Origin of the sequence: Streptomyces spiroverticillatus (genome assembly GCA_014650415.1) — a bacterium.
In the GTDB taxonomy this organism is placed as follows: Bacteria; Actinomycetota; Actinomycetes; order Streptomycetales; family Streptomycetaceae; genus Streptomyces; species Streptomyces spiroverticillatus.
Genome location: BMUX01000013.1, coordinates 73,555 through 86,822, shown reverse-complemented (window position 1 = coordinate 86,822; position 13,268 = coordinate 73,555). Strand labels below are relative to the sequence as shown.

The window sequence follows — 13,268 nt, the reverse complement described above, 5'->3', positions numbered from 1 at the left end:
ACAGTGCGGCGACGGACGACTCCGTACTCCCTCACCGGGAGGCGGAGTCGATGACTCCCCACCACCCTCCGCCGCCCACCCGATACGATCAATTAACCGCAGACTCAATCCACTTAAGGATCGTCCATGCCGCAGGCCGACGTGCTCAGCGAGCTGCTCAAGCCCCTGCGGCTGGCCGACACCTATTGCAGCCGGTGGCTGGCGGGCGGGAGTTGGGGGATCGCCGGGGAGGACGACAGTCACGCCGTCCTCCACCACATGGTGCGCGGAACCTGCCACATCTCCTTCGCGGACGGCGAGGTGATCCGGCTGGACGAGGGCGACCTCGCGGTGTTCCCGCACGGAACGGCCCATTCCTTCGCTTCTGCGCCGGGCCGCGCGACGACCCCGCTGCGGTCCGTCCTCCCGGACCTCTCCCCCGGAAGCTCCGCCTCCGTCACGATCGGCAGCGCCCCTGCGGACACGGAGATCCTCTGCGCCAGCCTGCACTACGACCCCACCACCGAACCCGCCCTCTACCGTGCCCTGCCCCGCGTCCTCGTGCTCCGCAGCCACCTCCTCCGCGAGGAGCCGCTCCTGCACCACACCCTGGACTGTCTGCCCCGGGAGAACGCCCGGAGCGCACCGGGCTCCCCGCTCGTCTCGCTCCGCGCCTTCGAGATGGTGTTCGTCCTGGCTCTGCGTACGGCGATGGAGCGGCTGGCCGAGTCCTCCCCCGCGCTGACGGCCCTGCGCCACGAGGGGATCGGCCGGGCCCTGACGGCCGTCTACGCCGCGTACGCGCAGCCCTGGACGGTCGAGTCGCTCGCCCGGGAGGCCGGGATGTCCCGGTCCGCGTTCTCCCGGACCTTCCGCTCGCTCGTCGGCGAACCACCGGCCCGCCACCTCCTCTTCCGCAGACTCCAGGAGGCCCGCAGACTGCTGGCGGACCCGTCCGTCCCGCAGCAGGAGATCCACAAGGCCGTCGGATACGGCAGCCACGTGGGCTTCCACCTGGCCTTCCGCAAGGAGTACGGCATGACACCGGGCGAGTACCGCACCCGACGCCTCGGCCCCCGGACCGCCACCACTTCGTACCATCGAGCGCACAAGGACCCGTCACAGGAACACGAAGCCGAAGGAACCCTCATGGACGACACCCGGCAGGCCATCCGCAAGATCCTCCTGGAATCCGGGGACACCTGGGCCGTGGTCGGCCTCTCCTCGAACCAGTCGCGCGCCGCGTACGGCGTGGCCCAGACCCTCCAGCGCTTCGGCAAGCGCATCGTGCCGGTGCACCCGAAGGCGGAGACGGTCCACGGCGAGCAGGGCTACGCCTCGCTGGCCGAGATCCCCTTCCCGGTCGACGTCGTGGACGTCTTCGTCAACAGCGACCTGGCGGGCCAGGTCGCCGACGAGGCGGTGGCGATCGGCGCGAAGGCGGTGTGGTTCCAGTTGGGCGTGATCGACGACGCCGCCTTCGACCGCACCCGGGCAGCGGGCCTGGACATGGTGATGGACCGCTGCCCGGCCATCGAGATCCCCCGCCTCTGACCCCGCGACCCGGCTCACCCCGGCCGTCCCAGTCCCGCGTCCCGGGCCAGGGCGATGGCCTCCGCGCGGGTGCGGGCGCGGAGTTTGGCCAGGATGTCGCTGACCCGGTTGCGGACGGTCTTCTCGGAGAGGGTCAGTCGGCGGGCGATGGCGGTGTTGTCGAGGCCGCGGGAGAGCAGGTCGAGTATCTGCCGTTCGCGGTCGGTGAGTTGGGGGAAGGGTGCGGTGTCGGCGGCGGCGTGCGGTGAGGCGAAGTGGGCCAGGACCCGCTGGGCGATGCGTGGGCCGAAGAGGGCTTCGCCGTGTGCCGCGCCCAGCACGGCGCGGTGGATGTCGGTGCCGTCGGCCTCCTTCAGCAAGTAGCCGCGGGCTCCGGCCCGCAGCGCCGCGAAGATGGAGTCGTCGTCCTCGTCCATGGTGAGGACGACGACGGCGGTGTCCGGGTGCCGGGTGGTGATGGTGGCGGTCGCCTCCAGTCCGCCGACGCCGGGCATCCGCAGATCCATCAGCACGATGTGCGGGGCGAGCCGTGCGACGGCGGCGACGGCCTCGGCGCCGTCGGCGGCCTCGCCGACCACGGTGATGCCGGGCAGGTCGCCGAGCACGGTCGCCATCCCGGCCCGGAAGACCGGGTGGTCGTCGACGACAAGTACGGTCACGGGCTCATCGGGCAAGGTCGTGCGCCTCCTCCGGGGGCACCGGAATGCGGGCCTCGACCGAGGTGCCGCCGCCCGGGGTGCGGGTGATCGCCAGGTGGCCGCCGACCTCCGCCGCGCGTTCGCCCATGCTGCGCAGGCCGACGCCCGCACGGTGGCGCGGCGGGATGCCGCAGCCGTTGTCCGCGACGGTGAGGACCAGGGTGCCGTCGGTGACGCGGGCGGTGAGGGTGAGGGTGCTGGCCGCGCTGTGCTTGAGGGCGTTGCCGACCGCTTCGGCCGCGATGGTGTACGCCGCGACCTCGACGGAGGCGGGGAGTGCGTCGCAGTCCGGGGCGAGGGCGCAGCGGCAGGCGGGGACGTCGTACCCGGCGAGCAGTTCGCGCAGCGCCCCGCAGAGGCCGAGCTGGTCGAGGACGGCGGGGCGCAGCCCGTTGACGACGTCGCGCAGGTCTCCGACGGTCAGGCGCAGACGGTCCCGTACGACGCGGATGGCGTCGGCGAGGTGGGGGTCGGCGGACTTGCGGGCCAGCGAGTCCAGTTGGTGGGCGGTGCCCGCGAGGGAGGGGCCGACGCCGTCGTGCAGGTCGGCCCGCAGCCGCCGGCGCTCCTCCTCCCGTACGGCGACGATGTGCGCCCTGCTGCGGGTGACCTCCTCGACGAGCCCGGCGGCGTAGGCGAGGGTGGCGGCCCGGGCGGCGACCTCCTCGGCCGCCGCGCGCTGCTGGGCGGTCCAGGGTTCGGCCGCGCGCCGCCGCCCCAGGTGGAGTTCGCCGACCAGGCGGCCGAGCGCCATGCAGGGCACGGTCCGCCAGCCCGCGCCGGGGACGGGGGTGCCGGAGGCGGCCGTCGCGGCGGGTCCGGTGAAGGCCGCGTACGGCAGGGCCAGGGCGCGGCGGAGCTCGTCCACGAGCAGGTGCATGGCCTCGGCGGGTTCGGAGGCGGGGGCGAGGTGGCGGCCGACGCGGGCCACCACGGCGTACGGGTCGTGGCGGTGCCCGAACAGCAGCCGGTCCACGGCCGACTGCACCGCCCCGCGCCCGGCTGCCGCGAGCAGTGCGGCCACCGCGATCACGGCGGTGCCGCCGAGGGAGCCGGGGGCGAGGGCGCCCGCGCCCGCGACGACGGCCAGGTAGACGCCCAGGACCAGGCCGCTGAGCAGCGCGAGGACGATGGCCCGGCCGAGCACCACCTCGATGTCGTAGAGCCGGTGGCGCAGCATGGCCACGGCGATGCCCGCGGGCGGGCCGAGCAGCCCGATCGCCATCAACAGGTCTGTTGCCACCGGGTTTTGCTCATCGTCGACGAAGACGCCGCCGGTGAAGGCGAGGGCCATCGTGAGGCCCCCGAGCATGAGCCATTGCAGTTGCGCGCGCTCCACGCCCGTTGCCGCACGGGTCCGTAGCACCACGAGGAGTCCGGCCGAGGCGGTGCCGCCGACCAGGCAGACGACGGCGGAGGTGAACATGACGGGAGCCAGCCAGTCCGCACCCCGCAGGCCGAGCGGATTGGCCAGCCCCGGAACGGGGTCGGTGCCGTTCGGACGCAGCATCCCGGCAAGTGTGGCGACGCCGGCGGAGGCGATGACCACCGCTGCCAGCACGCGGCGCGGGCGGGTGCCGAGCCGTCCGTGCGGGAAGAGCAGCGGCACCAGCGGGGTCGCGAAGAAGTATCCGGCGAACCCCCAGCAGCCCAGCCAGGCCCCGAACTGCCAGCCCGGAAGCGGGTGTTGGGCGATCAGCTGCGAGTAGGCCGCGTAGTAGGTCAGCAGGTGGTAGGGCCCCATGAGCGCGGGCGCCAGCATCACCCAGACCAGCCGGTTGCGCGGCTGCACCCGGGCGACGGCCGCACCGAGCAGCGGCCACACCGTACCCAGGACGAGGTCGCTCCAGAACAGTTCGCTGACCTCGATCCGCCGCGCCAACGCCTCGTGCACCGGCACGGCGGCCACGCAGCACGTGACGCCCGCTCCCGCGACGGCGTGCGCGGCACGGCGCAGCGCGCGGCCCCGCCTGCCGTCTGTGTCCCCCCGCCCCATGGGGACATGGTGGCCCACCGATATCCCGGGCGAAAGGGACGGGCGCCCCTGTCGCCCGGGACGCTGCCGCCTGGACAGTGCAGCCCAACTACCCCTACTAAAACTGGAGTTGAGCACCATGACAGCAGTGGAACCCCGCACGGCGGAGGCGACGACACGCACGGACACCGTCGAGGGACGGGCCAGGTGGCCGCTGTACGGCGTCGCGGCGGGCCTGCTCGGCCTGGCGGCCACCCTCTTCACCGATCCCCGGATGGGCATCCCGGAACGCGACGCCGTGGACGCGTCCGTCCTGAGCGACCTCTCCCGCGGTCTCGCCCACGTGGGCCTGGTGGCGGGCTTCCTCACCGTGGCTCTTCTGCTCGTCCTGGCGGCGGCCTGGCGGCGGCAGGTCGAGCCGCGGGTCCCGGGCAGCACTGCGGCGCACGTGGTGAGCGGTGCGCTCGTCGCCTCGGCGGCCGGACTGACGTACGGATACGCGTGGAAGGGGGCGCTGGCCATCTACCTCCCGACGGGCTCCGACGCGGGGCCCTACGGCGACGACGGCCTGTTCGTGTACTTCATGCTCAACGACTTCGGTCCCTACATCGGCTGGCTGGGCGTGGTCGTGGCCGCCGGCGCGGTCGCGTGGATGGGCCTGCGCGAGCGGACCGTGTCGCGCTGGATCGGCGTGCTGAGTCTGGGGCCGGTCGTCGCCGTCACGGGCCTCGCGGGCGCGACCGGCCTGCCCGGCTTCCAGGGACTGGCCGGCCCCGCCTGGCTCCTTGCCGCCTGCACCGGCCTGGCGGCGGGCCGCAGCACGATCGTCCGCTGAGCCGGAGGGGGGTCAGCGGACCGGAGGGCAGGGCCGCCCGTGCGCGGCGGCCCTTGCCTCGAAGCCCGGGGGGAGCCAGCCGTGGGAGAGGAGACGGGGGTGGGCGGGGAAGGCGGCGTGGGCGGCGAGGACGAAGATCAGGGAGGCCCAGAGGCTGTGCAGGCGGATGGTGGTGTAGCCGCGGCCGTTGATGTCGTGGAAGGCGCACTCGAAGGTGTCGGGGGCGGCCAGGTCCATGGTGGCGAGGCCCGTCCAGCCGAGGTCGAGCCAGGTCTCGGGGTGGGAGTAGATGGCGCGTTTGTCGGTGACGGTGAGTTCGCCGTGGCCGTTCTCCATCACCCAGCGGGGCTGCGCGGCGGCCATGGCCTGGTTGCGGCGGTTGGCGTTGCTCATGGCGTTGACGGCGAGCGCGCCGACGACGAAGCCGGTGGAGCCCATGGCCATGGTGCTGGTCTGGGTGTACGAACCGTCGCCGAGCGGACGCCAGGTGGAGCGGGCGGCGGGGCCCGCGGCCAGGGAGAGTTCGCCGGGGGCGAGGCGGGTGGTGGTGGGGAGCGGGGGCCGGTTGCGCAGGAGTCCTCGGCCGAGGTCGTGGACGACGCCGCAGGTGTAGAGGAGGTGGTCGTCCAACGGGCCCCAGGGCGGCTGTCCTTGGGGCAGGTGCGGTTGCCCCTGGGGCTGGGGCGGTTGCCCCTGGCCGTGTGCGGGCACCGGCAAGGTGTGGTCGTTCACTGTGTTTCCCCGTTCCCGTCGACACTTCCCCGTCTCCATCGACGCACGACATCGTAGGACTCCCCCGCATCCGGAGTCGACGCCTTCACCGTGCGTGCGGCACCGACCGGGTCGGCGGCACCGAGACCGCCATCGTCATCTCCATGGGCTCCGGGCCCTCGTTGGCGTACGTGTGCCGTACGTCGCCCTCGAAGGTGACGGCGGTGCCCGCCGGGACCCGGTACTCGGTGCCGTCCACCACCAGGGTCAGTTCCCCGTGCGTGACGCGCAGGAGTTCGACGGTGCCCGAGGGGTGCGGGTCGGAGGTGCGGGAGTCGCCCGGCATCAGGAGCCAGGACCAGAGTTCGAGGGGGCCCGCGTTCTCGGTGCCGACGTGCAGGGTGGCGTGGCCGCCCGCGCCGGTGGACCACATCCGTACGGCCTGCTCGGGCGTCACCAGGCGGACCCGGGTGGTCTGTTCCTCGTCGAGGAGGGTGGTGATGCTGATGCCCAGGGCGTCCGCCAGCTTGACGGTGGTGCCGACGCTGGGGTTGGTGCGGGCCTGCTCGATCTGGATGATCATGCCTCGGCTGACCCCGGCGCGGGCGGCCAGCGCGTCGAGTGTGAAGCCCCGTTCGCCGCGCCACCGCTTGAGGTTGCGGGCGAGCGACTGCGTGAGCTGGTCGAGGTCCGACACGTACCGTTCCGTCCCAGAAGTGGCCAGAGTGGCCAGGCCGTGCAATGCGTTGAACGGCTGGTTCACTTTACTGGAACGCCCGTACGGGACCGCGAGCACTTCAGGAGGCTTCGCGCTCCTCCAACTCGGCCAGCGCGACGAGCTGTTCCGGTGTGATGTCGGCCGGTATCGGCACGGGTGCGGGGGTGCGCAGCGGCGGCTGCCAGCCCTTCTCCTCGTCCCAGGTCCGTACGATCCGGGCGGGTGCGCCCGCGACCACCGCGTGGTCGGGGACCTCGCCCCGCACGACCGCCCCGGCCGCGACGACGACGTTCCGGCCGAGCCTCGCGCCGGGCAGGATCACCGCGTTGGTGCCGATCCAGCAGCCGGGCCCGATCGAGACGGGTTCCATGCGGGGCCACTGCTTGCCGATGGGCGTCTCGGGGTCGTCGTAACTGTGGTTGGTGGTCGTGACGTAGACGTGCGGGCCGAAGTAGACGTCGTCGGCGATGGTGACGGTGGTGTCGGCGATGATGTGGCTGCCCCGGCCGAGGACGACACCGTTGCCGAGGGTGAGGATCGGGTCGGGGCCGAGGTCCAGGCCCGGCATCATTCCGGCCGTCAGCGTGACGTGCTCGCCGATGATGCAGTAGTCGCCGAGGTGGATCCAGGGTTCGCCGAAGACGGTGCCCTGCGGGAAGGCCAGCTTGCTGCCGTGTCCGAGGGAGCCGAAGCGCAGCTTTCCGGGCCGCTGCGCGCTCACCGCTCCGGCCTGCTGGATCAGCCGCCAGCCCTCGTGCACGGCCCGCGTCGTGGCGCGCCGCCGCCAGAGCGCGGCGGTGGTGAGGGCCTGCGTCACAGGGGCGGGAAAGGAGAACGTGTTTCTGTTCTTCGGCACCCGCACACGGTAGTCGGCGGGGCGCGGGCCGGTCAGCGGCCCGACCTGTGATCTTCACCCCACCCCGGGTGGACGCGGGAGGGCCGTACGGAGCACTGGGACGATGCTCCGTACGGCCCTCTTCATGTCCGGTACTGCGGTGATTCAGGTACTGCGGTCGTTCGGTACCGCGGGGTGGTCGTCCGGGTCAGAGCAGGACGCCCAGGCCCAGGCCGACACCGACACCCACACCGACGCCGTGGTGGTGGTGATACCACGGGCCGTCGTCGCAGTAGACGTGACCGTGGTGCCGCCAGCAACGGTCGGCCGCCACAGTCGATTTGGCCGTCTGGTCCACCGTGCTCGCCGCAGCCGTGCCGGCGAGGGGTGCGATCGCGATGACGGCCAGGGCCGAAGCCGCCACCGCTCGTCCGATTATGGCGCGCATACTGGTCTCCTTAGTGAGGAGGAATGGGACACACTGAGGCATACCGTGCGCCATCCGTCCTACTACAGGGCCGGTCGGGTTACGCCCGTTCGGAGCCGTAGTGCGGCCGTTCGGCCCAGTGCGGGTTGCGCGAAGGCACCCGACTGTGCGTCAGGCCCCGGACTCCCCCACCGCTTCCCCGTGCTGCGCCGCCAGGTCCCGGTACATCAGGGCGTTGACCTTGATGCCCTCGCGCTCCTCCTCGGTCAGCTCCCGGCGCACCTTCGCCGGTACGCCCGCCACCAGCGATCCCGGCGGCACCACCATTCCCTGCGGCACCAGCGCCTGCGCCGCCACCAGCGAGCCCTCGCCGATGACCGCGCCGTTGAGCACGGTCGCCCCCATGCCGACCAGTACGTCGTCCTCGACGGTGCAGCCGTGCAGCACGGCGTTGTGGCCGACGGAGACGCGCGCGCCGACGGTCACCGGGAAGCCGGGGTCGACGTGGACGGTGCAGTTGTCCTGGATGTTGGAGTCGGCGCCCAGCACGATCGGCCCGCAGTCGGCGCGCAGCACCGCGCCGTACCAGACGCTCGCCCCCTCGCCGAGGGTCACTTCGCCGACGACCACGGAGGTCGGGGCGGCGAAGGCGTCGGCCGCGAGCTTCGGCTGCCGTCCGCCGACGCCCATGATCAGCGCACCCTGGGTGCTGCCCTTGCGACCTGCTGTTTCAGTCATCGTGTGTTCCTTGTACGTGGTCGGGTCCTGCCGCGCCGCTGTCCTTGCCCGGCACCGTAGACGACCGGGGCGCACCCGGGCGGGGCGGGGTCGGCAGCGGACCCCGGACACGGCGGAGCGGGGTGGTGCGCAGCCGCCCCAACGGCTGCGTCCCACCCCGCCCGGTCTGAGGGGCCGCCGCTTACGCGGTGGCCGACTTGAGTGCCGCGAGCAGCTGGTCCGCGTACTTCCGGTCGATCGTCACCCCGGAGGCCAGCCGTATCTGCACGGCCAACGCCGCGATGCGGGCGTTGCGCAGCAGCGGCCTGTCCCAGTCCCGGCGCAGGCCCGCGAGCTGGTCGAGGAGGGTGCGCTCGGTGATCCGGCCGGTGATGCGCCGGTCGGCCACCGCGTCCCGGACGGACGCCGTGAGGGTGTCCGGGCCGAGCGTGCTGCTGTCGGGGCGGCGGACGGTCGCGGTGACGGGGCCCTCGATGCGTTCGCCGCGGTTCTCGAAGGTGGTCTCGGCCGCGCCGTCCTTGACCTGGAACGGCACCCAGTCGTGCACCCCGAGCGCCCCCGGCTCGACCCCGTCGACGCGCAGGCCGTAGCCGCGCCCGTCGCCGAGCCGGGTGGTGGCCCACAGGCCCTTCGCCCAGGCGGGGGGCGGGGTGTCGCCGCCGGTCTTCAGCTCGTTCGGGGCGTCGGTGGCCGCGGCGGCGGGCGTGCCGGCGTAGGCGCTGGACGTACCGGTGACCGGGAGGGTGGCTTCGGCGTCCTTCTGGACGACGACGTACGCACCGGCCTTGACCTGGCCGTTCCCGTAGACGTACGACGACACGACGGCACCCGTGCGCTTGTCGGTGCGGACCAGGACGAAGCGTCCGGCGAGCTTCATGCCGTCCACGTCACGGACCGTGGTGTCGTCGCTGACGTACACGGTGTCGCGGTAGCGGTCGGTCTCGGTGCGGACGACCGTGGTCATCGCGTCGCCCTGGTAGCCGGTCTCGAAGGCCGAGGAGGTGAGCTGCGGCTTCTGGCCCTTGCGCCAGGTGTCGTAGACGGCTCCGTACGTCGTGGTGTCGTCCGGGGTGACCAGGGAGCGGCGCTGGAAGTGCCAGCCCGGGAAGTCGTTCTTCTTGGGGATCTCGTTGGCGGTGCGGCGCAGGGTGGGCGTCTTGGAGAAGATCACCTCGTCGCCCTCGTTGCCGTTGACGAAGGCACGCACACCGGTGCCGGTGCGGTCGCCGGTCCAGGTGAAGGAGAGGTCCTTCGCGCCGTCGCCGATCTTGGGGTCCTTCATCAGGTCGCGGTCCTCGGCGAGACCCTCGTCGTGGCCGGAGGCCGCGTAGTAGTCCTTGACCGTGGCGCCGCCGTCCTTGAGCGGGAGCGCGGTGTCGAGGGTGTTGTTCTCGTCCTCGGAGGCGCGCAGGAACCACTGGTGCGCGTCGCCGCCCTTGAGGCGGGAGAGGTCCACGGTGTAGGGGCGTCCGCCGGGCACCTGGATCACGGCGAGCAGCCGCCGCTTGACCTCGGCCTTGTCGGAGGCGGGACCCGGTTCGCTCGCCTCGACGAGCTGGACCTGCTTGCCGCCGCGCGCCCCGTCGTCGTACGCGAGGAGCGAGGCCCGGGTGGGCAGCGCGTCCGCGCACTCCTGGGGAGTGGCCGAACGGGACCAGATCCAGGGGGTGTTGTGGGCGGGGGTGTCCATGTGCCAGTACCGGTTGTTGTCCGGCTTGACCGGGTAGCCCTGGTCGGGCAGGACCTCCATGCCGGAGCCCCACAGGTTGAGCCCGAGGTGGCTGCCGTGGCCGTGCCCGGCCTTGTACGGCAGGCCCTCGCTGTACTGCGGGAACATCAGGCCCGCGTGGGTGGCGTCCTTGGTGTTGCCGGCGGTGAGGCCGAAGTACCCGTAGTGGTACTGCTCGATGTTGCGCAGGTACTCAGGTCTGATCGGGTCGTCGGCGACGGCCTGGTCGGCGGGCAGGAAGTGGGTGTCGTTGAGGGTGATCGGCGCACCGTCCGGGTAGCGCAGCTCCTGGCCGGGGCGGTCGGTCTTGGTGAAGATCGGGTAGCGGCCGGGGACCAGGTCGGTGTGGTCGAGCTTCAGCCCGTACGTCGTGTCCTCGTACCCGTCCGGGTCGGTGAAGTTGTCGGCCAGGAGCTGGAAGGCGCCGCGTCCGAAGACGGCCACCTGGTCGTGGTAGGAGACCGAGCCCTCCTCCCAGTTGCCGTCGGCGAAGAACTGCTCGCCGCTGAACATCCGGTCCGCCATGGGCAGTACGTGCCGGACCAGGTCCGGGTCGCCGAGGACGGAGGCCACGCCGAACGCGTAACGGAAGCCGTACACCTCGATGTTGTGCTGGCCGACGATCCGGTGGTCAGCGAGGTTCACGAAGTTGACGACGGTGGCGCGCAGCCACTTCTCGACGGCGGCGCGGCTCTCGGGGGTCCAGTCCGGGGAGTCGTGGACCAGGTCGTAGGCGCGGACCGCGTTGTACGGGATGGTGTTCTTCGACCAGGCGGCGTGGAGGTAGGGGACCTTGTCGTAGCCCTCGGCGAAGGCGGTGAGGCCGAGGACGGCGCGGCGCTTTTCCTGCTCGCCGCCGAGTTCGGCCAGACGCCTCAAGTGGTTCTCGAAATCCGGGTGTTGGTCGAGGCCGGTGCGCGCGGCGGACGCCTTGCGGGCCTCGGCGAGGTACGTCGCCTCGTCGGCGGTGGCCAGCGCGCCGAGCTTCTCGCGCTTGACGTCGGCGGACTCGTTCGCGATGGCGTCCCAGTCGGCCTTGCCCATCATGTTCTGCGGGTTCTTCAGCGGGTGCGCCACGCGGCTGCTGGGGAATTTCCCGCCGATGTCGCTCGGGCGCAGTTCGGGTGCGTACGAGCTGTCGGTCCACACGGTGCCGGGTCCGGCGTACGTCAGCTCGACGCGCAGGGTGTCGGCGCCGTCGGGGATCGGCACGTTGTGGGAGAGGAGCGTGAAGTCGGTCAGCTCCTGGTCGAGGGTCTTGTACGCGTACCGGATCTCCTTCTTGTCCGGGCCGAGGACCGGCTTGCCGCCGGACAGCGGGGTGTACGCGACCTCGAAGACGCTCTGCTTGCAGGTGATCCCGGCGAGCTTTGCCCACACCTCGGAGCGGTAGACCTGGCGTGCGGTGACGGGGAAGTCCCGCCGGAAGCGGCCCTGCTGGCCTGCCTTCGCGTCGATACGGAGCGTGGGCTTCCCCGCGTGCCGCGTCTGCTCGTCGAGGGCGAGGTCGGGCGTTCCGGCGAGCGGGATGCGGGTCCAGCCGCCCACGGGGGCGAGATCCCCGGCCCAGTCGATGCGCAGGTCGTCCAGGAAGTAGCTGCCGACCGCGCCGTCCGCCATGGGCTCGACGCTCAACTGGGCGGTTCCGGCTGGGACTTCGACGTACGCCTCGACGCGCTGCCAGGTGGTGGTGCCGGTGGCCACGCCGACGTACCGGATGGAACCGGCGCTCGTGCCCGTCGCCGTCTTGAACTGGACGCGGACACTCGCCCGGCCGCCCTTCAGGTCCTTGGCGCGGACCTGTGCGGAGACCTTGATCCAGCCGCCGTCGGCGCTGGGGAGCTTGGCCTTCTGGGTGATGGCGACGCGGTCGTCGGCGCTGTCGGTGCGCAGTTCGACGGAGCGGGAGCCCTCCGCCGCTTCGTCGGAGACGAGGACCTGGCCGTCGCCGGCGGGCTTCCAGACGCCCCACCCTTCGGGGACTCCGGCGGCCACGGACTCGAAGCCGCCGTTGACGACGAGGGGGTCGGCGGCCGACGCGGCGGGGGCGACGACGGTCAGGCCGGTGGTGAGGGCCGCCAGGGTGATGGACGCGGCGACCGTTCTACGAGCAGGCACACTCGTCTCCTTTGACGAGGGAGGGGCGGGGGATGACGTGCCGTACTGCCGTGATTTCCAGCGGTGTTACTTGCCCGAACCCAGCGTCATGCCCTCGATGATCCGGCGGCCGAGCCAGATGTAGACGAGCAGCAGGGGCAGCACGACCAGGCCGATCGCGGCGAACAGGCCGCCCCAGTCGGCGCCGCTGAACTGCACGCGGGACATGAAGCCGAGGAGCGCGAGCGAGAGGGTCTGCTGCTGCGGGTCCTGGAGGAAGATCATCGCGAGCATGCCCTCGCTCCAGTGGCCGATCACGTTGAGGATGACCAGCGTGACGATGCCGGAGCGGGCCAGCGGCAGCATGATCTGCCAGAAGGTGCGCCAGGGGGTGGCCCCGTCGAGCGCCGCCGCTTCTTCCAGCTCGGCCGAGAGGCTGCGGAAGAACGCGGTGAGGAAGAAGACCGCGAAGGGCACGGACGTCGCGATATAGACGAGGATCAGACCGCCGAGGCTGTTGACCAGGCCGATCTGCGACATCGCCACGAACAGCGGCAGCATGATCGCCTGGATCGGGATGCCGAGCCCCATCGCCATGAACGAGGTCAGCCCGCTGGCGGAGCGCGCCCCGAACCGGCTCAGCGCGTAGGCGGCGGGGGCCGCGATGGCCACCGTGCCGATCGCGGTGGCGGCGACCACCAGGAGCGTACGGAGAATGGCGGGACCGAAGTCGCCGACCTCCCAGGCGCGGGCCCAGTTCTCCAGCTGCCAGCTCTCGGGCAGTCCGAACGGCGCGGCGAAGATCTCCCGGGCGGTCTTGAAGGACGACAGCGCCATCCAGACCAGTACGAGGAGGTCGAAGGCGACCATGGCCCAGACGAACGTGTACACGACGTGCCTGACGCGTGGCCGCTGGAACTTCCGGCGGGGGGCCGGGGTCAGCACGGGACGGGGCAGGGCGGGGTTGGCCAT

The 13,268-nt window shown here is 72.0% G+C and carries 11 protein-coding genes and 1 pseudogene; 3 read left to right on the top strand and 9 right to left on the bottom strand.

Annotated elements, in window-relative coordinates; all coding sequences use genetic code 11:
* Positions 1-126: 126 nt before the first annotated feature.
* Positions 127-1,032: pseudogene (locus IE269_RS29555) on the top strand (AraC family transcriptional regulator); the annotation flags it as partial.
* 96 nt (positions 1,033-1,128) lie between these two features.
* Positions 1,129-1,533 (top strand): CoA-binding protein, encoded by a 405-nt coding sequence (locus IE269_RS29550; protein WP_189826398.1) that lies wholly within the window; start codon positions 1,129-1,131, stop codon positions 1,531-1,533.
* A gap of 14 nt (positions 1,534-1,547) precedes the next feature.
* On the opposite strand, the gene IE269_RS29545 is transcribed toward IE269_RS29550, so the two are convergent.
* Together IE269_RS29545 and IE269_RS29540 are read right to left on the bottom strand one after the other, a co-directional pair.
* On the bottom strand, positions 1,548-2,207 hold the full coding sequence (locus IE269_RS29545; protein WP_229898355.1) for a response regulator: 660 nt from the start codon (positions 2,205-2,207) through the stop codon (positions 1,548-1,550).
* Positions 2,197-4,227 carry a sensor histidine kinase gene (locus tag IE269_RS29540; RefSeq protein WP_229898354.1) on the bottom strand — a complete coding sequence of 677 codons (2,031 nt, stop codon included), beginning with the start codon at positions 4,225-4,227 and terminating at the stop codon, positions 2,197-2,199. Before IE269_RS29540 ends, IE269_RS29545 begins: the two co-directional genes overlap by 11 nt.
* Before the next feature lie 118 nt (positions 4,228-4,345).
* Between IE269_RS29540 and IE269_RS29535 the strand changes: the two genes are divergently transcribed.
* Complete coding sequence (locus tag IE269_RS29535) at positions 4,346-5,041, top strand: hypothetical protein (protein WP_189826259.1); 696 nt, start codon at positions 4,346-4,348, stop codon at positions 5,039-5,041.
* Between the two features lie 12 nt (positions 5,042-5,053).
* On the opposite strand, the gene IE269_RS29530 is transcribed toward IE269_RS29535, so the two are convergent.
* The 7 genes from IE269_RS29530 to IE269_RS29500 form a co-directional block, all read right to left on the bottom strand.
* A complete protein-coding gene (locus tag IE269_RS29530) occupies positions 5,054-5,773 on the bottom strand; it encodes a hypothetical protein (RefSeq protein ID WP_189826258.1) in 720 nt (239 codons plus the stop codon).
* An 85-nt stretch (positions 5,774-5,858) separates the two neighbouring features.
* Entirely contained in the window at positions 5,859-6,449 is a 591-nt protein-coding gene (locus IE269_RS29525) for a helix-turn-helix domain-containing protein (RefSeq protein WP_189826257.1), read from the bottom strand.
* A 100-nt stretch (positions 6,450-6,549) separates the two neighbouring features.
* Entirely contained in the window at positions 6,550-7,326 is a 777-nt protein-coding gene (locus IE269_RS29520; RefSeq protein WP_189826256.1) for an acyltransferase, read from the bottom strand.
* A 187-nt stretch (positions 7,327-7,513) separates the two neighbouring features.
* Positions 7,514-7,753, bottom strand: a complete 240-nt coding sequence (locus tag IE269_RS29515; RefSeq protein ID WP_189826255.1) for a hypothetical protein — start codon at positions 7,751-7,753, stop codon at positions 7,514-7,516.
* Positions 7,754-7,903: 150 nt separating this feature from the next.
* The gene (locus IE269_RS29510; protein ID WP_189826254.1) at positions 7,904-8,470 is read right to left on the bottom strand and encodes a gamma carbonic anhydrase family protein; all 567 of its coding nucleotides are present in this window, start codon (positions 8,468-8,470) and stop codon (positions 7,904-7,906) included.
* Positions 8,471-8,651: 181 nt separating this feature from the next.
* Complete coding sequence (locus IE269_RS29505) at positions 8,652-12,317, bottom strand: heparinase II/III domain-containing protein (RefSeq protein WP_189826253.1); 3,666 nt, start codon at positions 12,315-12,317, stop codon at positions 8,652-8,654.
* A 66-nt stretch (positions 12,318-12,383) separates the two neighbouring features.
* Positions 12,384-13,268: a carbohydrate ABC transporter permease gene (locus IE269_RS29500; RefSeq protein ID WP_229898353.1), complete on the bottom strand. Its 885-nt coding sequence runs from the start codon at positions 13,266-13,268 to the stop codon at positions 12,384-12,386.